Origin of the sequence: Neolewinella marina, from assembly GCF_002631205.1 — a bacterium.
GTDB classification, from domain to species: domain Bacteria; phylum Bacteroidota; class Bacteroidia; order Chitinophagales; family Saprospiraceae; genus Neolewinella; species Neolewinella marina.
The window spans coordinates 219892-245614 of record NZ_PDLO01000002.1 but is presented as its reverse complement, the minus strand read 5'-3'; the positions used below and the strand labels follow the sequence as shown (position 1 = coordinate 245614).

At 61.1% G+C, this 25723-nt stretch carries 22 protein-coding genes; 15 read left to right on the top strand and 7 right to left on the bottom strand.

Annotated features, from left to right (window positions below; translation table 11 throughout):
• Positions 1-24: 24 nt before the first annotated feature.
• Positions 25-816, bottom strand: coding sequence for a M48 family metallopeptidase (locus CGL56_RS06450; protein WP_245851934.1), 792 nt, complete (start codon positions 814-816; stop codon positions 25-27).
• Positions 817-1160: 344 nt separating this feature from the next.
• On the opposite strand from CGL56_RS06450, the gene rnr reads away from it, so the two are divergent.
• The gene (gene rnr, locus CGL56_RS06445) at positions 1161-3410 is read left to right on the top strand and encodes a ribonuclease R (RefSeq protein ID WP_245184084.1); all 2250 of its coding nucleotides are present in this window, start codon (positions 1161-1163) and stop codon (positions 3408-3410) included.
• A 404-nt stretch (positions 3411-3814) separates the two neighbouring features.
• On the opposite strand, the gene CGL56_RS06440 is transcribed toward rnr, so the two are convergent.
• Entirely contained in the window at positions 3815-4291 is a 477-nt protein-coding gene (locus CGL56_RS06440) for a transposase (protein ID WP_167641613.1), read from the bottom strand.
• Positions 4292-5605: 1314 nt separating this feature from the next.
• On the opposite strand from CGL56_RS06440, the gene CGL56_RS06435 reads away from it, so the two are divergent.
• From CGL56_RS06435 to CGL56_RS06420, 4 genes are read left to right on the top strand one after another with little or no spacing between them, the layout of a single operon-like run.
• Positions 5606-6124, top strand: coding sequence for an OmpH family outer membrane protein (locus CGL56_RS06435; protein WP_099105712.1), 519 nt, complete (start codon positions 5606-5608; stop codon positions 6122-6124).
• 43 nt (positions 6125-6167) lie between these two features.
• Positions 6168-6674 carry an OmpH family outer membrane protein gene (locus CGL56_RS06430; protein ID WP_099105711.1) on the top strand — a complete coding sequence of 169 codons (507 nt, stop codon included), beginning with the start codon at positions 6168-6170 and terminating at the stop codon, positions 6672-6674.
• Between the two features lie 8 nt (positions 6675-6682).
• Positions 6683-7498, top strand: coding sequence for a glutamate racemase (murI, locus tag CGL56_RS06425; protein ID WP_099105710.1), 816 nt, complete (start codon positions 6683-6685; stop codon positions 7496-7498).
• A gap of 11 nt (positions 7499-7509) precedes the next feature.
• Positions 7510-7977, top strand: a complete 468-nt coding sequence (locus CGL56_RS06420; RefSeq protein WP_099105709.1) for a DinB family protein — start codon at positions 7510-7512, stop codon at positions 7975-7977.
• An 11-nt stretch (positions 7978-7988) separates the two neighbouring features.
• Here CGL56_RS06420 and CGL56_RS06415 read toward each other — a convergent pair whose 3' ends face one another.
• Positions 7989-8405: a response regulator gene (locus CGL56_RS06415; RefSeq protein WP_099105708.1), complete on the bottom strand. Its 417-nt coding sequence runs from the start codon at positions 8403-8405 to the stop codon at positions 7989-7991.
• Positions 8368-9819 carry a sensor histidine kinase gene (locus CGL56_RS06410; RefSeq protein ID WP_099105707.1) on the bottom strand — a complete coding sequence of 484 codons (1452 nt, stop codon included), beginning with the start codon at positions 9817-9819 and terminating at the stop codon, positions 8368-8370. The genes CGL56_RS06415 and CGL56_RS06410 overlap by 38 nt, the downstream gene beginning before the upstream one ends.
• A gap of 469 nt (positions 9820-10288) precedes the next feature.
• Between CGL56_RS06410 and pnp the strand changes: the two genes are divergently transcribed.
• From pnp to CGL56_RS06395, 3 genes are all read left to right on the top strand, one after another.
• Positions 10289-12601, top strand: a complete 2313-nt coding sequence (gene pnp, locus CGL56_RS06405; RefSeq protein ID WP_099105706.1) for a polyribonucleotide nucleotidyltransferase — start codon at positions 10289-10291, stop codon at positions 12599-12601.
• 136 nt (positions 12602-12737) lie between these two features.
• Complete coding sequence (locus CGL56_RS06400; RefSeq protein WP_099105705.1) at positions 12738-15269, top strand: glycosyl hydrolase; 2532 nt, start codon at positions 12738-12740, stop codon at positions 15267-15269.
• Positions 15270-15386: 117 nt separating this feature from the next.
• Entirely contained in the window at positions 15387-16079 is a 693-nt protein-coding gene (locus CGL56_RS06395) for an SDR family NAD(P)-dependent oxidoreductase (protein ID WP_099105704.1), read from the top strand.
• 3 nt (positions 16080-16082) lie between these two features.
• Here the strand turns inward: CGL56_RS06395 and CGL56_RS06390 are convergent, their stop codons facing one another.
• The 3 genes from CGL56_RS06390 to CGL56_RS06380 form a co-directional block, all read right to left on the bottom strand.
• Entirely contained in the window at positions 16083-17030 is a 948-nt protein-coding gene (locus CGL56_RS06390) for a glycoside hydrolase family 43 protein (protein ID WP_099105703.1), read from the bottom strand.
• 41 nt (positions 17031-17071) lie between these two features.
• A complete protein-coding gene (locus tag CGL56_RS06385) occupies positions 17072-19513 on the bottom strand; it encodes a DUF5916 domain-containing protein (RefSeq protein WP_099105702.1) in 2442 nt (813 codons plus the stop codon).
• A 138-nt stretch (positions 19514-19651) separates the two neighbouring features.
• Positions 19652-20098 (bottom strand): DUF1761 domain-containing protein, encoded by a 447-nt coding sequence (locus CGL56_RS06380; RefSeq protein WP_099105701.1) that lies wholly within the window; start codon positions 20096-20098, stop codon positions 19652-19654.
• 145 nt (positions 20099-20243) lie between these two features.
• Here CGL56_RS06380 and CGL56_RS06375 point away from each other — a divergent pair, with 145 nt between their 5' ends.
• The 7 genes from CGL56_RS06375 to CGL56_RS06345 all read left to right on the top strand — a co-directional run bounded on the left by CGL56_RS06375 (position 20244) and on the right by CGL56_RS06345 (position 25722).
• A complete protein-coding gene (locus tag CGL56_RS06375; protein WP_143470640.1) occupies positions 20244-21449 on the top strand; it encodes a sensor histidine kinase in 1206 nt (401 codons plus the stop codon).
• A gap of 299 nt (positions 21450-21748) precedes the next feature.
• Complete coding sequence (rplM, locus tag CGL56_RS06370; protein WP_099105699.1) at positions 21749-22189, top strand: 50S ribosomal protein L13; 441 nt, start codon at positions 21749-21751, stop codon at positions 22187-22189.
• 91 nt (positions 22190-22280) lie between these two features.
• Positions 22281-22670 carry a 30S ribosomal protein S9 gene (gene rpsI / locus CGL56_RS06365; RefSeq protein ID WP_099105698.1) on the top strand — a complete coding sequence of 130 codons (390 nt, stop codon included), beginning with the start codon at positions 22281-22283 and terminating at the stop codon, positions 22668-22670.
• Between the two features lie 131 nt (positions 22671-22801).
• Positions 22802-23545: a 30S ribosomal protein S2 gene (rpsB, locus tag CGL56_RS06360; protein WP_099105697.1), complete on the top strand. Its 744-nt coding sequence runs from the start codon at positions 22802-22804 to the stop codon at positions 23543-23545.
• Between the two features lie 127 nt (positions 23546-23672).
• On the top strand, positions 23673-24503 hold the full coding sequence (gene tsf, locus CGL56_RS06355; protein ID WP_099105696.1) for a translation elongation factor Ts: 831 nt from the start codon (positions 23673-23675) through the stop codon (positions 24501-24503).
• A gap of 101 nt (positions 24504-24604) precedes the next feature.
• The gene (locus CGL56_RS06350; protein ID WP_099105695.1) at positions 24605-24823 is read left to right on the top strand and encodes a heavy-metal-associated domain-containing protein; all 219 of its coding nucleotides are present in this window, start codon (positions 24605-24607) and stop codon (positions 24821-24823) included.
• Entirely contained in the window at positions 24820-25722 is a 903-nt protein-coding gene (locus CGL56_RS06345; protein WP_099105694.1) for a pyridoxal-phosphate dependent enzyme, read from the top strand. The genes CGL56_RS06350 and CGL56_RS06345 overlap by 4 nt, the downstream gene beginning before the upstream one ends.
• Position 25723 lies beyond the last annotated feature (1 nt).

Genomic DNA, 25723 nt, shown 5'->3' with positions numbered 1-25723 from the left:
TACCGATCCAGGAGGTTGCCTTGCCTACTCCATCAGGTTATCCTTGAACGTCCGGAACCGCTCCTGGCTCCCCGTTTCGGTGGAGCAGCCCTTGTCCGCGGCCCGCTGGTTGATGGCCTCCACCCGGTTGTCGGGGTTGGGGTGGGTGCTGAGGAACTCCGGCGGACTGGGACCATCCTGGATGGATTCAAAGAAGCCCGCGGCTCCGTTGGCGGCGTACTGGGTGTTGCAGAGGTAGTCCACCGACCGCTCATCGGCTTCCGTTTCATCGCCCCGGCTGAAGCTGAGGGTAAGGAGGCTGCCGGCTACCTGGCTGATGAGCCCGGGGTCCGCCCCGCCCGTAATCAGGCTCAGCAGGGTGGAGAGGCCGAATTGCTGGGTGAGCTGATCGGTGGAGTGGCGCTCGGCGGAGTGGGCGATTTCGTGGGCCAGCACGCCGGCCAGCTCGTCCTCCGTCTCCAGGGCAAGGATCAGTCCGGTGTACACGTAGAGGAACCCTCCGGGGGTGGCAAAGGCATTCTCCACGTCCTGGTCGATGATGGCCACGTCGTAGGGGAACACGTCGGCGTAGGGCACCATTCCCTTTTCCACGATCTCATCGACCATTCCCTGCAGGTAAGCATACGCCTGGGGATGATCCGCCGGGTCCAGGATGGGGAATTCGGAGGGCTTGCTGCGGATCTCCGCGTCGGCCTGTTGCCCCAGTTTGAGGTCCTGCTCTATGGAGAAGACGTTGATGTCGCCGTCTTCCGAGCAGGAGCCCATGGCCAGGACCAACAGGAGAGGAAGCAGGGTACGGTATAGCGCGTTTTTCACGGTCAGGCTTTTGGTGGGGCAACCGCGGGAACGCGGTAAATTGTTCGATCCGGTACGGCGGGCGGGGGCGCGGGTGCCGATGCCGGGCCCTGGCCGGGCATTGTGGAGGGGAAGCAGGTGAGGGCAGCGCGAGATTTCTGACCCGCTGGCGGGCCTAGCGCTCGTGGCCCCGGCTCCCTGCGAAAGGCCCGTGGCACCCGCGCTCCGCCGCCCTGTCGCTACAGCCCATAACAAACTTCTGCCGGATTCAGGTGTTGCGAAAAGGAGTATACAGAAACCCAAATACCGATGCGCCAGTTATGCGCACCGATCGCCCAAAGGGGGTGATCGTATTGATACCTTACATGTCTAAAAAGAACACGAAGAGCGGTAAGCTCAAGGCCCGCGATTTGGAGCGCGCCCTCTACCAGGAGTTCAAGTCCAACGCCCGCAAACAATTCAATCCCAAGCAACTCCAGCGGAAACTCAAGGTCAAGAACAGCCAGGAAAGCATCCAGGCGGCCCTGGACAAGATGGTCAAGACCGGCAAGGTCAAGGAGAACGGCGACCACCTGTACCAATTCAACCGGGCCGCTGCCGAAAAGCGCAGCAGCCAATACGCCGAGGGCCGGGTCGATATGACCCGCAGCGGCGCGGCCTACATCATCATGGATGGGGAGGCCAACGATATTTTTGTTTCCCAGAACCGCCTCGGCAATGCCCAGGACGGCGACAAGGTGAAGGTGCGCTACTGGACGCCCAGCGGCCGCCGCAAGCCGGAGGGTGAGGTGTCCGAAGTACTCGAACGCAGCGTGACCCACTTCGTGGGCACCCTCAAGATCCACGAGAAATTTGCCGAGGTCGTCGTAGACGGACCCGGTGGCAAATCCATCAGCGTAGCCGTACACCGCTCCGAACTCATCGGCGCGAAGAGCGGCGAAAAGGTGGTCGTGCAGATCGTCGATTGGGAGGAAAACCGCTTCGGACAGATCAGCGGCAAGATCACGGCCGTACTCGGCGAACCGGGTACGAGCAACATCGAGATGCAGGCCATCCTGATCAACAACGGTTTCCAGATCACCTTCCCCGACGCCGTGCTGGCCGAGAGTGAGGCCCTGCCGGGTGAAATCACCCCCCAGGAGATCAACATCCGCCGCGATATGCGGGAGGTGACCACCTTCACGATCGACCCCCTGACCGCGAAGGACTTCGATGATGCCCTGTCGATCCAGACCCTGGAGGACGGCCAAATTGAAATTGGCGTCCACATCGCCGACGTGAGCCACTACGTGAAGCCGGGCAGCGCCCTGGATGAGGAAGCGGCCAGTCGCACCACCAGCGTTTACCTGGTCGACCGCGTGTGCCCCATGCTGCCGGAAAGAATCAGCAACGAACTCTGTTCGCTGCGGCCGAATGAAGATAAGCTCACCTTCAGCGCGGTCTTTAAATTCGACCCGAAGAGCTTCAAGGTAACCGATCGGTGGTTTGGCCGGACGGTGATTCACTCCGATCGCCGCTTCACCTACGAGGAAGCCCAGGAGGTGCTGGACACCGGCGAGGGTGACTTCGTAGACGAACTGGACCTGATGGACCGGATCTCGGACAAACTCCGCAAGCGTCGCTTCAAGGAGGGGTCGATCGACTTCAATACCAACGAGGTGCGCTTCCGTCTGGATGAGGAAGGCAAGCCCCTGGAGGTGTACATCAAGGACCGTATCGACACGAACATGTTGATCGAGGACTTTATGCTGTTGGCCAACCGCGAGGTGGCCACCTTCATCAAGAAGAAGGAGGAACGGCTGAAGCAGAACATCCCCTTCGTGTACCGGGTGCACGACGAGCCGGATATGGAGAAGGTGGCCGAACTGGCCAACTTCGCCGCCGCCCTGGGCTACGAGATGGACCTGAGCTCGCCCAAGAAAGTTACCGAGAGCTACAACAAGTTGCTGGCCAAGGCGGACGAAGATCCGATGGTCAAGATGCTCGCCCCGATCGCGATTCGCACCATGTCAAAAGCGGTCTACACCACCCAGAACATCGGGCACTATGGACTTGGCTTCGAGAACTATACCCACTTCACTTCCCCGATTCGTCGCTACGCCGATGTATTGGTTCACCGCCTGCTGGAGAAGAACCTGGAAGAGGGCAGCCTCTACAAGGCCAATCCGGAAAAGCTGGAGGAAACCTGTAAGCACATCAGCAGCCAGGAACGCAAGGCGGTGACCGCCGAGCGCGAAAGCATCAAGTACAAGCAGACCGAGTTCATGCTCGGCAACGTAGGCGAGGAGTTCGACGGCGTCATCAACGGCCTGGCCGACTTTGGCGTATTTATCGAACTGATCGACAACTTCGTGGAAGGCATGATCCCCTTCGACAAGATGGACGAAGCCTACGACATCAGCGCCGGCAAGCTATCCATCACCGGCAAGCAGTCGGGCAAGAAGCTCAAAATGGGCGACGTGGTGCGGGTCCGCATTGAAGACGTCGACCTGGACCGCCGCCGCATCGATATGTCGCTCGTCAAAGTGCTGAAGGTACACGGGCAACCCGAGCGCAAAGAGGACGCCAAGCCGAAGAAATCGCGCGGTAAACGGCGGAAAATGCGGAACGGGTAGGGGAGGGGTCGCCCAAGGCTTCGCTTCGCTACTCCCTTGGCTGAGGGTCGTTGTCCCCTCCGGGGCCAAATGCGCTGTGGTGATGATGGTGGTCCTCACCTGATGTCGCCCAGGGCTTCGCTTCGCTGCTCCCTTGGCTTGTGGGTAGGCGTGCCTTCCAGGCCCGCGGTCTCCGCAGGAATGGTGGCCCTGGAAGGGACACGTACGGATTGGGGAGGGAAGCGCCGCCGTGCGGCGTGGCCCTCCCCGAATGAATTTGGGTGCGGGGCCATTTTTTTTCGCCCAAGGCTCCGCTTCGCTGCTCCCTTGGCTGTGGGTTTTCGTCCCCTCGGGGCCGAGTCCGCGGTGGAGATGGTAGTGGCTCTCACCGGAGTTTACCGCGTCGCTCCATAGCGCCGAACCCCCTACCCGTCATTATCAGGGTTGGGTTCGGTAGGGAACAGGTAGTCCGGATGGTAATCCAGGTCAAAGTCGCGCAGAAATTCGAGCATTTCATCTTCGAACGTCAGCTTCGCCGTCATTCGGTAATTGTCGAGGGAGCCATAGTGGTGTTCCTTCTGTCGCTCCACGTAATGGATGATCCTTGCTACGCGTCTGTAGTCGACGGGATGGGTACCGTAGCCATTTTGCCACCAGAAGTCGGGGTAGCCCTGTTTGGCCATCCACCGGGAACTTTGCGACTTGATGTCCTCCAGCACCTTAGCAATAGTAACGGTACGCGGTAGCCCGTGAACGATATGGACATGGTCCAGGGTTCCGCCAATGGTGTATACGTGGCAACCCATTTGCCTTAGCCGGAAGGACAGGTACTCGTGGAGCCGATTTTCTATACTAGGATGAATGGTGGGCAGCCGGTACTTCGTGCTAAAGACAGTATGCAATACAATACGGAGGTAGGATTGTGGCATTTTCTTTTTAAGTAAAACGAAAAGTTTGTTAAAGTCAAGGGTTGAGTTAGTTTTCTTGGTTTTATTTGTTCGCTTGGGGGATCGTTTTCGCCGGGGGGCGTTTTCGATGGGGATCGTTTCCGCCCAGGGCTCCGCTTCGCTGCTCCCCCGGCTTGTGGGTGGGCGTGCCTTTCAGGCCCGCGGTCTCCGCAGAAATGGTGGCCCTAGAAGGGACACGTACCGATAGGGGAGGGAAGCGCCGCCGTGCGGCGTGGCCCTCCCCGGATGAATTTGGGTGCGGGTCCCTTTTTTTTCGCCCGGGGCTCCGCTTCGCTACTCCCCCGGCTTGTGGGTAGGCGTGCCTTCCAGGCCCGCGGTCCCGGAGTTGGTGGCCCTGGAAGAGACACTGACCCATAGGGGAGGGAAGCGCCGCCGTGCGGCGTGGCCCTCCCCGGATGAATTTGGGCGCGGGTCTTTTTTTTCGCCCGGGGCTCCGCTTCGCTACTCCCCCGGCTCGTGGGTGGGCGTGCCTTCCAGGCCCGCGGTCTCCGCAGGAATGGTGGCCCTGGAAGGGACACTGACCCATAGGGGAGGGAAGCGCCGCCGTGCGGCGTGGCCCTCCCCGGATGAATTGGGTATAGATCTATTTTTTCCGACCGGGGCTCCGCTTCGCTACTCCCCCGGCTCGTGGGTGGGCGTGCCTTCCAGGCCCGCGGTCCCGGAGCTGGCGGCCCTGAAAGGGACGCTGTGGGGTAGGGAAGGGAAGGCGTAATCCGGAGGATTGCGTTCGCCCTTCCCGTAGGGTAATTGTTCGCCCAAGGCTATGCTTCGCTACTCCCCCGGCTTGTGGGTGGGCGTGCCTTCCAAGCCCGCGGTCCGAGGATTGGCGGCCCTGAAAGGGACGCTGTGGGTTAGGGAAGGGAAGGCGCGATCCGGAGGATTGCGTTGGCCCTTCCCGTGGGATAATTGTTCGCCCAGGGCTCCGCTTCGCTACGCCCCCGGCTTGTGGGTGGGCGTGCCTTCCAGGCCCGCGGTCCCGGAGTTGGCGGCCCTGGAAGGGAGGTGATTGGGGTAGGAAAGGGAAGGCCCTACCCGGAAGATTGCGTTGGCCTACCCGTTAATATTTGGTTAAACAGCCCCCAGGAAATCAGCGCTGGAGGGGGTGTAAGGGTTTGATAAGCAGCTTTTTGCGTGCTGAATGCGGGAATTAAAACTTCCTTACCGAAGTAACTTCGCTAGTGTTTATGCGTCTATTTCCTAGCAGAACGGCACGTGCCTCTGTACTTTTGTCATCCAAAAATTACCTCCATGCGTATTCGCAACTATTTGATGGTCGCTATTTTGGCCCTTGCCGGCTTTGGTGCGCAACTGTCCGCCCAGAAGATCGCCTCCATCGATATGGAGCGTATCCTGACGAGCATTACCGAATACCAGGAGGCCCAGGAGCAGCTCGACCAGTTGGCGGCCAAGTGGCAGCAGGAGATCAACCAGGAATACGACGCCATCAAGGGGATGTACAACAAGTACCAGGCCGAGCAGGTGCTCATGACCGACGAGCAGCGGCAGAGCCAGGAGCAGGCCATCATTGATCGCGAAACCCAGGTCCGCAACATGCAGCGCGAACGCTTCGGTCCCGAAGGGGCCCTTTTCCAGCGGCGGCAGGAACTGGTCAAGCCGATCCAGGACGCGGTCTACGAGGCCGTGGAAACCTACGCCAACCAGAATAACTACGACTTCATCTTCGACCGGGCCGGCGCCGCCGGAATCATCTTCTCGAGCGACCAGTACGACAAGACGGATGAGATCCTGCGTGCACTGCGCAACTAACCCCCCGGTCCGGATCACAAGTACTAACCCCTAAATTACAACCATGCACCAAGTATTCAAATTCACCTTCGTTGCGCTCCTTCTGATGGTAGCAACCGCCACGGCCAGCGCCCAGAAGTTCGGCTTCGTCAACTCCGCCGAGATCCTCGCCGATCTCCCCGCCATGAAAGCCGCCGAGTCCAACCTGGAAGGGTTGCAGAAACAACTCCAGAAGAAGGGACAGGCCATGGTAGAGAGCTTCCAGGTCGACTACCAGGCGCTGCAGCAAAAGGCCCAGGATGGTGCCTTGAGCCCCAAGCAGCAGCAAGAGGAGGCTGCCAAGCTGCAGAAGCGTGAGCAGGAAATCGGCAACTTCGAGCAGAGCATGATGAATGACCTGCAGAAGAAGCGGCAGGAGCTGCTGGAGCCCATCTACAAGTCGGTCAACGACGCCATCAAGGCCGTAGCCGAAGAGAATGGCTACCAGTTCATCTTCGACCAGCAGGTGCTGCTGTACGGACAGGACAGCCAGGACGTCAGCGGACTGGTCCGCGCCAAGCTCGGCCTCTAGACTGCGCAGTGTTTCTGCCCCGACACCACGGATCAATTGGAGTCTTCGACTCCGGCATTGGCGGCCTCTCGGTCGCCAATGCTATTTGTGGGCTATTGCCCCGCGAAAGCCTGCTCTACGTCTCCGATAATCGGCATGCCCCCTATGGCGCCCGTACGGATGCGGAGGTCTTCGATTTCAGTCGCCGGATCACCGATTTCCTGTTGGGCGCCGGAGTGAAACTCGTCGTAGTGGCCTGCAATACCGCCACCAGTATCGCCATCGATGGGCTGCGGGAGGCGTATCCCGGCGTACCCTTCGTGGGACTGGAGCCGGCCGTAAAACCAGCCGCCGGCGGACAGCGGATCGGGGTGATGGCTACGGCGGTTACCCTGCGCAGTCCCCGCTACCAAAGCCTCAAGGAGCGCTACCTGGCCGGCCGGCCGGTGTGGGAGAGCCCTTGCCGGGGTCTGGTGGAGCGCATCGAGCGCCACGGGGCGGGATCGGCCGAGGTGCGGGCGTTTCTGGAGGAACTCTTTGCCGAGCCGGCGGCGGGGGAGCTGGATACCGTGGTGCTGGGCTGCACCCACTATCCGCTGGTCATCGCGGACATTCGGGCGGCCCTGCCCCCCGGGGTGAACGTCATAGATCCTTCGGGGGCGGCGGCGCGACAGGTGCAACGGCTGTTGGAAATGCCCGGCTTCGTCGCGGCGGAATCTCCGGCCCCGGCCCGGCATGATTTTTATGGCACCGGCGGCAGCGCCCCCCTGCAGCGCACCCTCCACGCCCTGCCCGCCCTGAATGCCGGACGGCGTTGGGTAGTGCCTTACCTTTCCCTTCCGTAATCTTTCACCCTATGTCTCCCAGCCTGAATCAATCCCTGGCCTACCACCTGCAGGTGCGCCGCAATATCCTGGCCCTCACCGAGAGCGTGAGCCTGGCGCAACTGAACTGGGTGCCGGAGTTGATGAGCAATAACCTGATCTGGAACGCCGGCCACGTGATCGCTACCCAGGAGTTGCTGGTGTACGCCCTGGCCGGGCACCGTACCCCGAGCGGAAAGGATTTCATCAACCGCTACCGCAAGGGTACCCGGCCGGAAGGGGAGGAGCCGGCGGAATCGTACGCCTACATCCGGTCTGAACTATTGGAGGGCCACCAGCGGCTGCGCGCGGCCTGCAATGATTTCGACTGGTCAAACTACCAGCCGTATACGACAAGTTTTGGGGTCGAACTGACTGGCCTCGAAGATGCCCTGGCGTTCAACAACCTGCACGAAGCCATGCACTTCGGCACCATGATCGCACTGCGCAAGCTGGTCTGAGCCGGGGGGCGCTAGCTGAAGTGCCGGTCGAGCAGGGCCGTGATCTTGTCTTTGGTCAGGGGTTTGGCTTCGTGGCCGTCGACGACGCTGTAGGTCTGGCAGCGCTCGTAATCCTGGTCGCCGATCGAGGAAGTAAGCATGGTGATGGTCACCCGCGCCCGGCGGTCGGCGTCGAGGTGCTGGTACTCATCCAGAAATTCCCAACCATCCATGACGGGCATGTTAATGTCCAGGAACAACAGGTCGGGGCGGGTAGGGCGGCTGCCGTCGGGCAGGGGAGTGGTGAAGTATTGTAACCCTTCCCGGCCATTGGCCCTCACCACGATTTCATCAGCGATGCCCATTTTGTTCAGGCGACGCGTGTGGATGAAGTTATCGGCATCGGAATCATCAATGAACAGAACGCAACCCAACCTCTTCGTGCTCATAACTCCTCGGTATAGTAACGGTGAAGGTACTTCCCCTTCCCGGCTCGCTTTCAACCTTGATGCTGCCGTGGTGTAATTGTACTATTTTTTGGCAAAACGCAAGGCCAATTCCTTGTCCGGCGTAATCTTCCGGACGATTCAAGCGGGTAAACAGGTCAAAGATTTTTTGCTGGTCGGCCCTATCCATCCCGATTCCGAAGTCGCGGATCGAGACGGTTACTGCTTGTTCGGTGGACTTGCCGGTAATGACCACCCGGGGGGGCACGCCGGGGGGGTGGAACTTAAGGGCGTTGGAGATTAGGTTCTGAAACAATTGGCGCAGCGCCACCGGGTAGCCATGGGTGGAGGGAAGTTCCTCGATCTCAATGGAGGCACCCATTTCCTCGATCTGGAGGCTGAGGTTTTCCAAGGCCTCCTGAACCGACCGCGACAGGCTTACCTCGGAGGGGGCTTCCGTGCGGCCCACCCGGCCATACTGTAGTAAGGTGTCGATGAGCTTGCTCATGCGGTCCGTAGCCCGCAGGATGACTCCGAGGTGAGAGTGCCCCTCTTCGTCGAGGCGGTCACCGTAGTCCTCCTCCAACACTTCGACGTAATTGCGTACCGTGCGCAGCGGCTCGCGCAGGTCGTGGGAAGCGATGTAGGCAAACTGGTCGAGCTCGCGGTTTTTGAGGTTCAGGCTCTGGATCAGCTCGGTATTCATCTGCTCCACACGGCGGCGTTCGATGATCTCTTCCGTCAGCTTCTTGTTCGAGGCACTGATGCTCGATACCAGGGGTTGCAGCTGGTTGTAGATGTAGTAGAGTACGGTGGCCAGGCCCAGGGCGCCAAGAAAGCGGAGAATGGTAGTTACCGTACTGAGGTTGTCGAGCTGGCTCTGGCGGATGCGTACGTCGCGGTATTCGGCCTGCCGCAGCAGCTGTACGTTGTGCCGCACGCTATCCATGTACTCCTTTCCCCGCTGCGACCGCAGCAGTTGGTTGAGACTGGTAGTGTCGCCGGAATACTGGAGGCTGAGGGTTTGGCGGATGTCGCGGAACTTCAGGTTGGTGAAGTACCGAAGCCGTTCGGCCCGTGCCTGCTGCAGGGAATCCCTTTTTACTTCGTCGACGATCCGGGCGAGGACGGCGTCTACGGAATCGAGGGCGAAGGAATAGGGGGTGAGGTAGCTGTCCTCGTGGGTGAGCAGGTAGCCGCGCTGTCCGGTTTCAGCCCCCTGTACGGTCAGCAGGAGCACTCCGAGGTCGCGCTCCAGGCGCAGGGCGTGGTTGAGTTTTTTCCGGACGTCGATCGCGGCAATTTCGGTGACTATTGAGGCCAATACAATCAACGTGAGCAGGCTGAGGCCTGCAAAGAGAATACGGAAGAGGCGGTTGCTCTTGCCGGATACGTGATCGATGGGAACGTTGGACAACGACTAAGCGGGTTAAAGGGTCATAAGGTCAGACGAGCAGACGTGGAGACGGGGAAAGCTGAAAGGTGCGATTGTCAAGGTAAGCAAATAAAGGGCGTCCATGGATGAGCGAAACTACGGCCTGCCCGTTAGCCAGCCACTAAAAAATAAGGGAAAAACGGCCGCCGCGGTGGTTTACGGGAACATTTTCGGGCCCGGCGGAAATGTTTCGTATATTCGCCGCGATACAAAATGACTAAATGAATTGCCGCGACTGCGCGGTATCCGTCGGTCTTCAGCGACCCCCGGCGGGATTGAGCGAAAATCGTGGTGGATTTACCACGTTCCACGGCTGGTTCTCCGTGCCGCTCGGCACCCGCGGACCCGCCCTCACCCCCATCTTCCGCTTTGGTGTTTTGTGTCAACCCTCCCGCTCCGCTTCGTCGGGGGAGGCAACGAACGCATATTATCATTTAAAGTCCAATCAATAATGGGTAATCAAACCCCAATGTCGGTGAACTTCGAGCTGCCCAACGGGCGGGAAGTCACCATCGAGACCGGCAAGCTGGCCACCCAGGCCGACGGATCGGTCGTCGTAAAGTGTGGCAAGACCATGCTGTTCTGCTCCGCCGTTTCCAGCACCAGCGTACGGGAAGGCCAGAGCTTCTTCCCCCTCAGCGTGGATTACCAGGAGAAGTTTGCCGCCGCCGGCCGCATTCCCGGTAACTTCTTCCGCCGCGAAGCCCGCCTGAACGACTACGAGATCCTCATCTCCCGCCTGGTCGACCGGGCCATCCGCCCCCTCTTCCCGAAGGGCTACATGTTCGATACCCAGATCATCATCAACCTGATCTCGCTGGACGAGGAGGTGATGCCCGACGCCCTGGCCGGACTGGCCGCTTCGGCCGCCCTGACCTGCAGCAACATTCCCTTTGAGGGCCCGATCTCCGAATGCCGCGTAGCCCGCATCAACGGTGAGTACGTCGTGAATCCCGACCGCAGCCAGCTGATCGACGCCGACCTCGACTTGATCGTCGCCGCCGACCAGAAGAACATCATGATGGTGGAAGGCGAAGGAAAGGAAGTGGAGGAGAGCGCCATCCTGGAGGCCCTCAAGGTGGGCCACGAGGCCATCCGCACCATGTGTGAAGCCCAGCTGCGCCTGAAGGAAATGGTGGGTGACAAGGCCATCACCCGCGAAGTGGAAGTCCACGAAATCGACGCCGAGGTACTCAGCTACGTCGAGAGCAAGGTGAAGGAGGAGATCCTCCGCGTAGCCCGCAGCGCCTCCAATAAGGCCGACCGGAAGAATGCCTTCAAGCAAGTGAAGGACAACTTCAAGGAAGCCGCCCTGGAAGAGAAAGGGGAAGAGTGGATGGACGCCAACAAGGACGACATCATCCCCGCCTACGACAAGGTGCAGAAAAACACCATCCGCAACGTGATGCTCGACGAGAAGAAGCGCCTGGACGGCCGCGCCTTCGACGAAGTGCGTCCCATCTGGACGGAGGTGGATTACCTGCCCGCCGCCCACGGTTCGGCCATCTTCAACCGCGGTGAGACGCAGTCGCTGACCAGCCTCACCCTCGGTACCAAGACCGACCAGGCCATGGTTGACGTAGCCCACAGCAATACCTACGACAACTTCATCCTGCACTACAACTTCCCGGCCTTCTCGGTAGGGGAAACCAAGCCGATGCGCGGCCCCGGCCGCCGGGAAGTAGGCCACGCCAACCTGGCCGGCCGCTCCATCCGCCAGGTGCTGCCCGATGACATGACCCACACCATTCGCCTGGTTTCCGATATCCTGGAATCCAACGGTTCGAGCTCGATGGCAACCGTCTGTGCCGCATCGCTGGCCCTGATGGACGGCGGCGTACCGATCAAGCGCCCCGTAGCCGGTATCGCCATGGGTATGGTTGCCGAAGGCGACAAGATTGCCATCCTCAGCGACATCCTCGGCGACGAGGACGCCCTGGGCGATATGGACTTTAAGGTCACCGGTACCTCCAAGGGAATCACCGCCTGCCAGATGGACATCAAGATCGACGGACTGCCCTACGAGCAGCTGGAGCAGGCCCTGGAGCAGGCCCGCGTCGGTCGCCTCCACATCCTCGGTGAAATGGGCAAGACCCTCAGCGAGCCCCGTGAGGACATCAAGCCCCACGCCCCCCGGATCGTCAAGCTCATCATCGAGAAGAGCTACATCGGAGCCGTTATCGGACCCGGTGGCAAGATCATCCAGGAGCTGCAGGAACTCACCGGCACCAACATCAACATCGACGAGATCGACGGCAAAGGCCACGTATCCATCGCCAGCTCCGACAAGGCGGCTATTGAGGACGCGGTTGCCCGCATCAAGAAGATCACCTTCACCCCCGAAGTGGGAGAGGTGTACGAAGGTACCGTCAAGACCATCATGCCCTACGGCGTGTTCGTCGGATTCGAAGGAGGCCGCGACGGCCTGCTCCACGTCAGCGAGATGAGCCACAGCCGCATCGACAGCGTGGAAGACGAGTTCAACGAAGGCGACAAGGTGAAGTTCAAGATCGTCGACATCGACGAACGCACCGGAAAGCTGCGCCTGAGCCGCAAGGCCATCATGCCCCGCGCCGACGGCACCATCCCCACGGATGAGGAGCTCGAGGAAGAACGCAAGGCCTCCAAGTCGCGTGGACGTGGCGACCGTGGCGATCGCGGCGACCGTGGTGACCGCCGCGGCGGTGGCGGACGTGACCGCGGAGAGCGGCGCAACGGTGGCGGAGGCCGCCGGGGCGGACGCGACCGCGACGACCGCGACTAAGCGTATCCGGTTTTCCGACCTTTGACGAGCGCCCGGCAGCATCCGCTGCCGGGCGCTCCGTCTTTGGAAGACACCGTACATTAGGGCAGCCGCTAATCCGTCACGGTGGATCCTCACCCCCCAACTCCTCCGGAGCATGAAAGTCTGCACTGTATTCCTTCTTTTCCTGCTGTCCGCAGCCCTGACAGGACAATCGATTGTCAACGAACGTACCGCCCGCCCCTGGACGTACTGGTGGTGGATGGGCAGTGCGGTAGAGGAGGCGGAGATCAGCCGGCAGCTGCGGCAGTACGCCGACAGCGGATTGGGGGGCGTGCACATCATCCCCATCTATGGTGCCAAGGGCTACGAAGACAAGTTCCTTCCCTTTCTCTCGGAAGAATGGATGGCTGCGGTACGCTACACCATCGCCGAGGCGGAATCGCTGGGCCTCGGGGTCGACCTGACCATGGGAACCGGCTGGCCGTTCGGCGGTCCGTGGGTAGGGGAGGGGGAAGCCGCCAAAAAACTGGTGGTAACGGATAAGGGTTTTCACGGAGAACCCACGGGGCAGCAGGTCAAGCGGGCCGCCCCCGGGGGTGAGGGGCCGGTGATGGACTATTTCTCCGGCGCGGCGGTGGACCACTACCTGGCGCATTTTGATTCGGTGTTCACCCACACCGCGCATCCCGTGGAGCCCCGGGCGTACTACCACGATTCCTACGAGACGTACGGGGCGGACTGGACCACCGACTTCCCCCGCATTATTGCCGAGCAACGGGGATACTCCTTCGCCGACCGGGTCCACCTTCTGCGGGATACCCTGCATCCTGAGCGGCCGGCTTTCCTGCACGACGTGCGGGCCACCCTTTCCGACCTCCTGTACGCGGAATTTGCTACGCGCTGGACGGAATTCAGCAAGGCGCGTGGCTTCCTGACCCGCCTGCAGGCCCACGGGTCACCGGGCAACATCCTGGACCTTTACGGCCTGGCGGACATTCCCGAGACGGAGTCTTTCGGCTGCAGCACCTTTGGGATTCCGGGGCTGGCGTGCGATCCCGACTATAGCGAGGAGCAGTTCGGTCGGCCCAGCACCCTGATGATGAAGTTTGCCAGTTCGCCTGCCCACCTGATGGGCAAACCCCTGGTGAGTTCGGAAACGGCTACCTGGCTGGGCAACCACTTCAAGGTTTCCCTGCGGCAGGTCAAGCCCCACCTCGACCAGCTTTTCGTCAGCGGCATCAACCACGTCTTCTACCACGGCACTACCTATTCGCCGGAGGAGGCGGGCTATCCCGGGTGGCGGTTCTACGCTTCCACCAACTTTGGTCCCACGTCTCACTTCTACGATGAGCTGCCCCTGATGAACCGCTACGTGACGGAGGTACAGTCGCGGCTGCAGGCGGCGGAGAGCGACAACGACGTGCTGCTTTACTTTCCCATTTCCGACCTGTGGACAAAGGCCCCCTCTCCGGTGACCGTCTTCCTGAACGTCCACCACTACGATACCTGGTTCGGGGCTACGCCCTTTGGCCGCACGGCTGCTCAACTGGAGAAGGAGGGGTTTGCCTTTGATTACATTTCTGACCAGCAACTGCAGAAACTGGAAGTCAGCGCGAGGGGAGAGGTCTTCCACGCCGACAATCCCCAGGTCCGCTACCGGACGATCGTCGTTCCGCCCGTGGACTATCTACCCGCCGCAACGGTGGAGGCCCTGCGCCGGCTGGCCTCGGCGGGCGCTACCATCCTCTACGAAGAACACCTGCCGCGGGCCTACGCCGGGTTAGGGCACCAGCAGTTAAGCGAGGGGCCGGCTGATCGACTCCCCGGCGGGACGGGATCGGCCAGGGTGGTCGAACGGCTGCCCGAAGCGCTCGTGGCCGCGGGAGCCCGCCGGGAGGAATTGAAGAAATCCGGGCTGGACTTCCTCCGCAAGAAGAATGCTTCCGGCCAGTTGTACTTCATCACCAACCTGGGAGAACGGGCGAATGCCCGTCCGCTGCAGCTGGCGGCCGACTACGCCTACGTGACCATCACCGACCCCCTGACCGGGCGCAGTGGCTACGTGGCTACCCGGGATTCGTTTACGCTGGAGGTGGCCCCGGGGACGTCCTACTTCCTGCAGACGAGCCGGGAGCGGCCCAACGGGGAACCCTGGCAATATCGCCGGACTAGGGATACGATGGCGCTGCGGAATTCCTGGGAGGTTTCCTTCTCGCCCGGGCGGTCGGGTGCCCCCCGGCAAGTGTTTCACCACGACACGTTAACCTCCTGGACCGGGTGGGGCAACGATACCCTGGAGTACTTCACGGGCAAGGCTACTTACCGGACTACCTTTCACCTGGCCGAACCCGCAGCGGCGGATGGTTACCGGCTGCATTTCGACGAGATCCGGGAGTCGGCGGAAGTCATCCTGAACGGAGTGAGCCAGGGCACGATCTGGGCTTTCCCCAATACCCTGGACCTGCGCGCCGCCGACCTGCATGAGGAAAATGAACTTGAAGTGGTGATCCAGAACGTGTCGGCGAACTACCTGCGCAAGTACGACCGCGAGCACCCGGAATGGAAGCGATTCTACGACATCAACTTCGTGGACATCACCTACCGACCATTCGTGGCGGCGGAGTGGCCCCTGCACCCCGCGGGACTGATTGGCACCGTGCGGCTGATCAAATGGAGCGGAAGGTGAGCGGCGTACGCATGGATGCGCGAACTTAACCGTATCTGCCTTAATTATAGATGAATAGGCCCCTTTCGCTTTTTGGCGAGAGCGGTCGAGGCTATTTATCACATTCAAAGAGGCACTATGAACTACCCCCCACTATCCAAACTCATTTCATTCGAAGGCAAATTCGTAGCGGTGACCGGTGCCTGCTCGGAGATCGGCCGGCGCACGGCGATGCGGTTCGCTGAATCGGGCGCCCGGGTGATCCTGCTGGACGCCGATGCGGAAGGGTTGGCCGAACTGGTCGACGCCGTCACCGCCCAGGGCTACCGGGCACACAGCCACGAAATGGACATCTCGGATCCAGAGCAGATCCGCGAGGTGGTCGACCACATCAGCCGCGAACACGGTCACCTGGCCGTCTGGTGCACCATCGCCAGCATCTTTCCCTGCGCCCCGACGCTGGAGATGGACCCCGACAGTTTCCAGCGGATGATCGACCTTAACCTGAAGGCGACCTTTTTCTCCGGGCAGCAGGCCGCCCGCAGCATGATTGAGGCCGGAACCGAAGGCACCATCATCAACGTCATCGCTCCCGCCCAGCGTAAACCGATGAGCCGCAAGGACCCCTACCTGTCTACCAAGGGGGCCGTGCACGGCTTCACCCGGGCCCTGGCCGGGGAACTGGCCGACCGGAACATCCGCGTGCTGGCCATCGATCCGAGCCTGGCCATGCAGGCCGACGCGGACGAGGTGGCCAGGGTCATCTTCTTTTCCGCTTCCGGCATGCTGCCCATCATGAGCGGCAGTTCCCTGCGCGCCCAGGCGGTATAGGGCTTATTCCGCCCCGAATTCCGCCAGGAGGCGGTCCAGGACGCTCCGCTCCACCCGCAGGACCGTTCCGTGGCGGGTACCTTCCGGAAAGTCCAGTTCGTCGGAAATATCGGTCCAGGACTCAAGGTCGGAAGAGCGCACCGCCCCCATCTCGTGGTCGGTGTAGCGGTCGAAGTATACCACCCAGCCGTCTTCCGTCTTCGTAACGGTAGGCCCTTCCACCCAATGGTCGGTAATGGGTGGGGAGGGGGCGGAGTAGGGGCCGGTGAGGTTCCCGCTGCGGGCTACGCGAATGTTCTTTTCCGCTTTGGGGTGTTTGGTTTCATCCTTGAGGAACATGATGTACTCGTCCTCCCGCCGCTGGATGGTCGCGTCGATCACGTTGAAGCCCCGATCGTAGAGGTGCCGGGTGGGGGAGAAGCTCCGGAAGTCAGGAGTCAGGGTGTAGTACATGCGGTGGTTGAGCCCGTTGTCGCCGCTGGAGTCCGTTTCCGGGAAACGGCCGGGGATGGTGGTGGCCCAGTAGATGAGGTAGCGGGCGGAGTCGGGGTCGTAGTAGAGTTCCGGGGCCCAGCAGTTGCCGGCGGTGGGCTCGTGTTCCATGACGGGCAGGTAGCGTTGGTCCGACCAGTGGATCAGGTCGGGGGAGTGGGCGTAGCCGATGCCCCGTTCGTGCCAGCTGACGGTCCAGACCATATGGAATTCCCCGTCGCCCCCCCGGATGATGCAGGGGTCGCGCATGAGTTGGTCCTCCCCGACGTAGGGCGTGAGCACCGAGGCGTTGCCGTTCAGGGGCGTCCAGGCCATTCCGTCTTCGCTGTAGGCCAGGTGGAGGCCGTCCTCTCCGTTGCCCTGGAAATAAGAGAAGAGGAACACGCTATCGGTTTGGGCGGCGAGCGGAGCCGCCAGGGTAATCAGGATGGCCACTGCGCAGCGGAAGAGGGGTGACATTCGCGGGGTTTTGCGAAAGGTAAGCCTGAACGACGAATGGGCTAGCCCGGAAACAGGCTGGCGTAATCCAGCCAGTACACCACCTTCACGGACAGTGATCCGGACCGTGGCGTGTCCCTTCCCCAGAGCTGGGAGAAACTGTCGGAATAGGAATCCGCCTTCTCGCTGTCGAAGTCCGTGATGTTGGACTTGTACACCACGAAAATGTCGCTGCCCGGAGCGAAGCGCCAGCGGTAGATCAGGTCGACGTTGAGGGCGTCGAAGTCCTGGTCGTGGTTTGACTGGTAGTCGGTGTCGACCAGACGCCCGTCCGTATCGAGCAGGTGAAAGCGGGAATAGGCCACCCCGCTCCAGTAGTGGCGCAGGCGCAGGTTCAGGGTCATGCGGGCGCTGAAACTGTACTTGCCGCTCAGTCCCGCCTCCACGCTGCTGCGGTTTCGGGTGCCGAAGTAGATGTCGGTGCGGGAGCTGCCGTTGGCGGGGATGGTTTCCCGGTTCACGTAGCCCACGTCGCGGTAGAAATTGCCGCGCCAGGCGAAACCACTGAGGCTGAGGCGGTCACTGAAACGGTAGCGGGCGTTGAAGGCGAAACTCAGCGAGTGGCGATCGGTGTCGTCCCACCAGCGGTTCAGGTTGAAGTTGGTACTGAGCCGCAGCTTTTTCCGTCCGTCGGTACCGATCCAGCCGCCGAAGTTGCTGTAACCCGGGCCGCGCCAGTACCGGCCCTTTACCCGGGGTTCGAAGAAGTCGAACTGGTCGCCGATGTCGTGCTCCGTCCACAGGTTGAGGTTCCAGAAGCCCTTGGTGGTGGCGTATACGTAGGCCTCCAGGTTGGTGCCCACGTAGCGGCTGGGGGCGTACAGGCGGCGGTAGTCGAGGTCAATGCCGCCACCGCCGTTGAGGAATTTACCGTTGAAGAAGGCCTGCGGCCGGTTGTAGTTGAGCTCGGCGCTCCAGAAGCGGGAGTTGTTGGCGAAGATGATCCCCAGGTCGTTGACGTCGTAGGTGTCGCTTTCCTCGCCGTAGCTGGCCTCCCAGGTCCACTGACCGGAGATGCGGGCGAGTTCGAGTTCCAGGGCGTGGCCGGTTATCAAGTTGTCGGGCTCGTATTTACGGCTGTGGTTGAACCCGCCGCGTACGGCGTAGGCGTTGGCGTTGTTGTGGATATCGAAGAGCAGGCCGGTTACGTTGGCGTCGCGGGCCTCGCCCTCCCGCAGCACGTTGGTATTGATGAGGGTGGCCGAGGAGTTGTTGGGGAGGTTCTGGTCGACGGTCACCACGTTATAGTTCGTCAGGGGATTGGTGAGGACTTCCCGTTCCTCGCCCTCGGTGTTGCGGATGGTGGCGTAATTCTCCTGTTCCACGGCGTTGAAAAAGCCGAGTCCGGTACCCTGGGCCGTGCGGCCGCTGATTTTGGTGGCGTTGTAGAGCTTGGCGCGTTGGGGGTTGTGGACGATCTCTTCGCCTTCTCCGAGCTGGTCGTAAACCCGATGCTGGTAAAAATTGCGGCCGCCCACCCGACGACTGTAGAAAAGTCCACCCTTGTTGAATAGCTCCGTACCCTCGGTGAAGAAGGCCCGCTGCTCGTCGAAGCGCTGCTCGAAGGGGCCGAGGTTGAGGATCTGGTCGTCGCTGCGGGCCTCGCCGAAGTCGGGAATCAGGGTCATGTCCAGGGTGAAGGCGTCGCTGAGGCCGAGTTTGACGTCCATACCCCCGGTGATGCTGGTGCCGTAGGTGGTCTTTTCGTTGGATTCCCGCCCCTGCAATCCGTACACGGCTACGAAAGGGGTGGCCTGGAGCCGCAGGGGCGCCTTGATGTCGTAGAGGCCCGTCAGGGTGCCCGACTGGTTGAGGAAGCCGTCGATGGTGGGGTCGATCTCGGCCCAGAAGCTCTGCTCGTTGGCGCGGCGGATCATGCGCACGAAATTGACGGTCCACCGCTGCTCGGCCGTGGAGGGGAAGCGGAGGGCGGAGTAGGGGAGGAAGATCTCGGCCACCCATCCGTCGTCGTTGCGCTGGGTTTCACTTACCCAGACGGCGTCCCAGTTTTCGTCCTCGCGGCCGTCGTTCTGCTTGGCGTCGAATTGGACGTTTGAGGGGGTGACCAGGAAGGTGAATCCGTCGATCCCGCTTTGGTAGGGGTCGAGGACGAAGCCGAAAAAGTCGGTGTTGCCCAGGTCGTCCCTTTCCGTCAGTTCGGCCAGGATGCTGTCCGGCTGGCTGTCGAACAGCTGGGCGGCGAGGTAAATTCCCTTGTTGTCGTAGAGCACCTTGATGGCAGTAGGCTGGCTGGCCGCCAGGCCGGGGGTGGGCCGCAGGGTGGTGAAGTCGGTGGCGGCGGGGGCGTCGGCCCAGGCCGCCTCGTCGAGGATGCCGTCGATCTTGATGGATGCGTCGGTACGGACCGCTTCCAGGGTGGGCTTTTGCTGGGCGGTTAACGGGCAGGATAGCAGGGCAATAAAGAGGAGTACAAGTACGGGCATGGGGATACTGGCTCAGGGCGGAATGCGAGAGAGTTTCCGGAACGACGATACCCCGCCGGAAGGGTTGCAGCCCGCGACCGAGTAACCCTAAAAGATAAGGCTTGTAGATTGCTTATTCGAATCCCCGATAAGTGGGAGTCAGGGAATCCGCCGCACCACCGGCCAGCGGGCCACGATGCCCCCGATTATCGCGAACAGCACAGCGTGGTAGCTGCCATCGATAATGGTGAGGATGGCGGGGTTCATGGCGAACAGGTTGGTCAGGCCGTGGCTGGCGGCAACCACCAATCCGACAAGGAGGCCCAGCAGGGCACCCTCGGCAAAGGTCTTGCGCTTGGTCCGCTGCATAAGCCACGACAGGAACAGGGCGTAGGCCGCCATCACGAAGGCGTTGATCAGCATGGGGGTGACGGGGTCGATGGTGACCGGGGTACCGTGCTTGAAGTAGTTGACCTCATCGGTGGTGGTCAGGCCTACGGCGGCCGTCCAGGGTGCGTTGAAGAGGGCACCGTAAAAGAGGAATCCGACGAACATGGCCGCAACCGTAGCGCCCAGTATCGCCCACCAGTTGATGGTTCGTGTCATGGTTAGTGAGTAGCTTGGGGAAAAGGTACACACTTCGGCGCGGTTCTCTGACCTGCCCGGCGGCTTTTCCCCTGGTCCGGCACCGGCGGCCGCGCCTCCTACGTTCCTGGATGCCAAAACAACTTGCGTGGGTTACCTTTGCGGCGTGATCCCCCCCAGACCGGAAAACGAAGCCGCGCGGTTGGCCAACTTGCGCGAATACGCGATTCTTGACAGCCTGCCCGAGGATGAGTTCGATGACCTGACCACCATCGCGGCTCACATCTGCGGTACCCCGGTATCGTTGATCAGTCTGCTGGATGAACAGCGGCAGTGGTTCAAGTCGGCCGTCGGCGTACCGGAAGGTATGGAGGGTTCGCCCCGGGATGCGGCCTTTTGCTCCTATAATATCCTGGACCCTGCGGCTCCGCTGGTCGTGCCCGACGCGCGGGTTGATCCCCGCTTTGAGAACAATGAACTGGTGCACCAGGAACCCCACGTCGTCTTTTACGCGGGGGTGCCGCTGGTGAGCCGGGAGGGATACGCCCTGGGCAGCCTGTGCGTTATCGATCATGTACCACGGGAACTGTCGGACAGCCAGATGCAGGCGCTGAAGCGGCTGGCCCGCCAGGTGATCAAGCTGTTCGAACTCCGCAAGGCCCTGGCCGAGGCCAAGCAGCGGGCCCGGGAGCGGGAGCAGGCCTACCGGATCCTGCGCGACTTCAGCCACGTCATCGCCCACGACCTGAAAGCCCCCCTGCGGAATATCCGCCAGGCCGGGGAAATGCTCGAGGAGGATTATCTGTCGCTGTTGCCCGAAGACGGTGCCGAGCTCCTGCAGATGATCCAGGAACGGGCGGAGGACGCCACGGATATGATCGAGGGCGTGCTGCGCTACAGCCAGGTGGCCCGCAACCTGCGGGAAGCCCACGAGGAAGTGGTGGTCCAGCAGTGTATCGACCAGGCCCTGCGCCACCTCGGGTACCCGGACGATTGCCGCGTGGTCTACGTGGGCGCGGTGGAACGAGTGTACACCTCCTCCCTGGCCCTGTTGCAGGTGATCCAGAACCTCATCGGCAACGCCATCAAGTTCAGCAACCGCGACGACTGCCGGGTGGTGATCGATTGCGTCCATGAACCGGGCAACCAGTTCGTGTTTACGGTCAACGATAACGGCCCCGGCATCCCCGCCGAGAACCAGCGGGATATTTTCCGCCTGTTCCACAGCGCTGGGACGGGTAAAACGCGCAGCCACGGCGTAGGTCTTTCGATCGTCAAACGCCTCGTGGAAACCATCGGCGGCACCGTTAGCGTGGCTTCCGAGGTCGGGCAGGGGACGACTTTCACCTTTACCATTCCCGATCAGGACTGAGGCCCCCGATTATTTCATTGGATACTCCCCCCAGAACCTTACCCGCGCAAGTGGTGGAAGATTAGGCAGTTGCGTGCGGAGGAAGGGGGTGAAAAGCCGCCCATGGTGGGAGCTGTGCGAAATTTCAACTGTTTTTCAGCGACTTATGAGGGTCGGAAGTGAAAAATAAGCTTTCAAATGCTTGTTTCTGTTTTTCGTTCCACGTACCTTTGCGTCCGCTTTCGTGGACCCCGTTCCCCGGGGGCGCGTCCGTCCCGCCGGTGTGCGGGGCATTGAATCAGTAAAATCAAGTATTTCCCGTGAATACACTATCCTACAAAACCCAGTCGGCCAACGCCAGCACCGTTGAGCGCAAGTGGCACGTAATCGACGCTGAGGGTGAAGTCGTTGGACGACTCGCCAGCCGTATTGCCCGCGTACTGCGCGGCAAGCACAAGCCCGACTACACGCCCCACTTCGACAACGGCGACCACGTAATCGTAATCAACGCCGACAAGGTCCGTTTCACGGGCCAGAAGTTCAACAACAAGATTTACCTGCGCCACACCGGCTACCCCGGTGGCCAGCGGCAGGCTACGCCCCGGCAACTGCTGGCGCGCAAGCCCGAGCTGGTGCTGGAGCACGCCATCAAAGGCATGATGCCCAAGACCAAGCTCGGTCGGGCCCAGTACCGCAAACTTCACGTGTACGCCGGTGCCGAGCATCCCCACGCCGCCCAGCAACCGCAGGAACTCAAATAGTCAGTTGGTGCGTCCGGGAGCTACCGCGCCAGCAGCCCCTCCGGCCCAGGCAACCTACCCACGCACGAACGCCACAAAGCAACAATAATCCATGGAACAAATCAATGCCATAGGTCGCCGCAAGGCCGCCGTCGCCCGCGTTTACCTCATGCAGGGCAAGGGTAATATCACCGTTAACGGTAAGGACTACAAAGCCTACTTCCCCCAGACCCACGTCCAGGGCAAGATCGTACAGCCCTTCCACGTCATCGAGGTGGACAACAGCATCTACGACGTGAAAGTCAACGTCGACGGTGGTGGTTACAAAGGACAGGCCGAAGCGATCCGCATGGCCATCAGCCGTGCCCTCGTGAAGTTGAACGAAGACTTCCGCAGCCCCCTGAAGAGCAACAAGCTGCTGACCCGCGACGCCCGCGTAGTAGAGCGCAAGAAGTACGGTAAGCCCAAGGCCCGTAAGAGCTTCCAGTTCTCCAAGCGATAGATTGATAACGGTGGTACACCGGTACAGCCGTTCCGTCTTGCGCTTGCGCCTCTGCCGGACCCCTGTATTATCGTATCACGGTGCATAAAAAACCATTCGGGCTCCCGCCCGGATTCAACAATAAAAAAACCATGGCTAAGCCCACCCATCAGCAGCTCCTGGACGCCGGCGTACACTTCGGTCACCTGCGCCGCAAGTGGAACCCCAAGATGTCCCCTTACATCTTCACCGAGAAGAACGGCATCCACCTCATCGACCTGAACCGTACCCTGGAGAGCATCGACCGCGCCGGAAACGCCATGCGGCAGATCGCCCGTGCCGGTAAGAAGATCCTCTTCGTGGCCACCAAGAAGCAGGCCCGCGATATCGTCACCGCCGCCGCTCAGGAAGTCAACATGCCCTACGTTACCGACCGGTGGCAGGGAGGTATGCTGACCAACTTCAACACCATCCGCCGCTCGATCCGCAAGATGCAGAACATCGACCGGATGCTGAACGACGGTACCCTCGACAGCGTAACCAAAAAGGAGCGCCTCACCCTCACCCGCGAGCACGAGAAGATGAACAAGGTACTGGGCGGTATCGCTGACATGCAGCGGATCCCCAACGCCATCTTCGTGGTCGACATCGTACACGAACACCTGGCCATCGCCGAAGCCAAAAAGCTCGGTATGCGCACCTTCGGTATCGTCGATACCAACGCCGACCCCACCAGCGTCGACTACGCCATCCCCGGCAACGACGACGCCAGCAAGGCCGTAGGCGTGATCACCAACTACCTCGTCGAGTGCATCAAGGAAGGCCTGGCCGAGCGCAGCGAGGAGAAGGAAGAGAAAGCCAGCAGCGGAGAAGAACAGGCCGCCAGCGCAGAGTAACGAATCGGTAGGGTAGTACGGTAGTATGGCAGTACAGCAGTACGGTACTACCGTACTGCCATACTACCGTACTACTTTACTGCTGTACTCCTCTACCAGATTATTCCAATAAAAAACATCTATACAAATGGCTATTTCGGCTAAAGACGTAAAGAAACTGCGGGACATGACCGGTTCCGGTATGATGGACTGCAAGAAAGCCCTCGCGGAAGCGGAAGGCGATTTTGACAAGGCCATCGAGATCCTCCGCAAGCGCGGCGAAAAGGTAGCTGCCAAGCGCGGCGACCGGGAAGCCAACGAAGGCGTAGTGATCGCCCAGGTAAACGACGCCAACGACTATGGCGTGATCGTGCGCCTGAGCAGCGAAACCGACTTCGTGGCCAAGAACGACGACTTCGTGGCTTTCGCCCAGAAGGTCGCTGACCTGGCCCTCGAGAACCGCCCCGCCGACCTCAACGCCCTCAACGGCCTCAAGATGGAAGGCAACCTCACCATCGGTGAGAAGGTTACCGAGATGGTAGGCAAGATCAACGAGAAGATCAGCATCACCGCCTACGAGCAACTCAGTGCCCCCCTCGTGGCTCCCTACATCCACAGCGGATACCGCGCCGGTGTACTCGTGGCCCTGACCAAGAACAACGAAGCCGCCTTCGACGCCGGCCGTGACGTTGCCATGCAGGTTGCCGCCATGAAGCCGATCGCCGTCAACAAGGAGGGCATCGACCAGGCCACCGTTGACCAGGAGCTCGACATCGCCATGGACCTGGCCCGCCAGGAGGGCAAGCCCGAAGCCATGCTCGAGAAGATCGGCCAGGGACGCCTCAACAAGTTCTACAAGGAGAACACCCTGGAAGCCCAGGCCTTCGTCAAGAGCGACAAGCAGACCGTGGCCCAGTACCTCGACAGCGTCGAGAAAGGACTGAAAGTCACCGACTTCAAGCACGTCGCCCTGGGTTAATCCCCCCGCAACGACCGTTAAAAGTGGGTCACCTTCCGAACGGAGGGTGACCCATTTTTCATTTTGGGGTGTTCTGTGACCGAATTAGACCGATAGAACCCATGACCGCTACGCTCAAGTCCTTCGCCACCAACATCAACTGCGGCAGCTGCGTGCGCAGCGTCACCCCCTTCCTGGACGAGCTGGAAGGAGTGACGATCTGGCGCGTTGACGTGGAAGACGACCGCAAACTGCTTACGGTGGAAGGCACCGCCACCGAGGCCGAAATCATGCAGGTCGTCGAGGACGCCGGTTACGACATCCGACCCGTTCGGGCCTGAGGCCGCTACCGCCCAGCCCCCTCCAACGGCTGGATCACCCCGTGGCCACCGCCGCCGGCGTTGCGCTGTACGTCAAGCGCGACGATCACTACGCGTGGGCACCCCACGACCCCCTGCAGGGGAATAAAGTCCGGAAACTGGCCCCGCTGCTCAACCGGACTGATCTGGACGGGCGTACCGTAGTTTCCTTCGGCGGGGCCTTCAGCAACCACGTCGCCGCCCTCAGCGCTGCGGGCGTGCGCTTCGGATTCCGGACCCGCTTTTACATTCGGGGGGAGGCTGTCCGCAATCTCACCCTGGATTTTGTCGCCCGTAACGGGAGCCAGTTGACCTTCGTCGACCGGACCACCTACCGCCAAAAACACCATCCCGAAGTGCAACGTGAGATCGGAATCACCGCCGACGAAATCGTGGTGCCGGAAGGGGGGACCCAACCCTCCGCGCTTCCGTTCGTGGGGGCGGTTTACGGAGAAACGGTAAAACAACTCGGACGCGCGCCCGACTATTTCTGTCTCAGCGCGGGCACGGGTGGCACGGCCGCGGGGGTGGTTGCGGCCGCATCGGGGGGCAGAACCCGCGTTGAAGTCTACCCGGCGCTGCGGGGGAACTGGATGCGCAGCGAAATTGAATCGTGGTTACCCCCGGGCACCGACACGGGCCACCTGGACGTGATTACCGGCTACGCTTTTGGAGGGTACGGCAAGTTTCCGACGGACTGGCGACTGTACACGCCGGAAGGGGCAATCGCCAAGCGGGCCGACCTGGGAGATCAATTGCTTCCTCCCCTGGAACCCGTCTATACCGCGAAGCTTTTCACGGGGGTGTTGCACCGCCTGGCCAGGGGGGAATACCCGCGGGGGGCGTCTCTCGTAATCCTCCACAGCGGCGGAATCTATTGAC

Excerpts from the sequence above, each read along its gene's own strand:
- rnr (WP_245184084.1), top strand. The coding sequence starts at position 1,161 with ATGTCTAAAAAGAACACGAAGAGCGGTAAGCTCAAGGCCCGCGATTTG.
- CGL56_RS06435 (WP_099105712.1), top strand. The coding sequence starts at position 5,606 with ATGCGTATTCGCAACTATTTGATGGTCGCTATTTTGGCCCTTGCCGGC.
- CGL56_RS06430 (WP_099105711.1), top strand. The coding sequence starts at position 6,168 with ATGCACCAAGTATTCAAATTCACCTTCGTTGCGCTCCTTCTGATGGTA.
- CGL56_RS06420 (WP_099105709.1), top strand. The coding sequence starts at position 7,510 with ATGTCTCCCAGCCTGAATCAATCCCTGGCCTACCACCTGCAGGTGCGC.
- CGL56_RS06415 (WP_099105708.1), bottom strand. The coding sequence starts at position 8,405 with ATGAGCACGAAGAGGTTGGGTTGCGTTCTGTTCATTGATGATTCCGAT.
- pnp (WP_099105706.1), top strand. The coding sequence starts at position 10,289 with ATGGGTAATCAAACCCCAATGTCGGTGAACTTCGAGCTGCCCAACGGG.
- CGL56_RS06400 (WP_099105705.1), top strand. The coding sequence starts at position 12,738 with ATGAAAGTCTGCACTGTATTCCTTCTTTTCCTGCTGTCCGCAGCCCTG.
- CGL56_RS06395 (WP_099105704.1), top strand. The coding sequence starts at position 15,387 with ATGAACTACCCCCCACTATCCAAACTCATTTCATTCGAAGGCAAATTC.
- CGL56_RS06390 (WP_099105703.1), bottom strand. The coding sequence starts at position 17,030 with ATGTCACCCCTCTTCCGCTGCGCAGTGGCCATCCTGATTACCCTGGCG.
- CGL56_RS06385 (WP_099105702.1), bottom strand. The coding sequence starts at position 19,513 with ATGCCCGTACTTGTACTCCTCTTTATTGCCCTGCTATCCTGCCCGTTA.
- CGL56_RS06380 (WP_099105701.1), bottom strand. The coding sequence starts at position 20,098 with ATGACACGAACCATCAACTGGTGGGCGATACTGGGCGCTACGGTTGCG.
- rpsI (WP_099105698.1), top strand. The coding sequence starts at position 22,281 with ATGGAACAAATCAATGCCATAGGTCGCCGCAAGGCCGCCGTCGCCCGC.
- rpsB (WP_099105697.1), top strand. The coding sequence starts at position 22,802 with ATGGCTAAGCCCACCCATCAGCAGCTCCTGGACGCCGGCGTACACTTC.
- tsf (WP_099105696.1), top strand. The coding sequence starts at position 23,673 with ATGGCTATTTCGGCTAAAGACGTAAAGAAACTGCGGGACATGACCGGT.
- CGL56_RS06350 (WP_099105695.1), top strand. The coding sequence starts at position 24,605 with ATGACCGCTACGCTCAAGTCCTTCGCCACCAACATCAACTGCGGCAGC.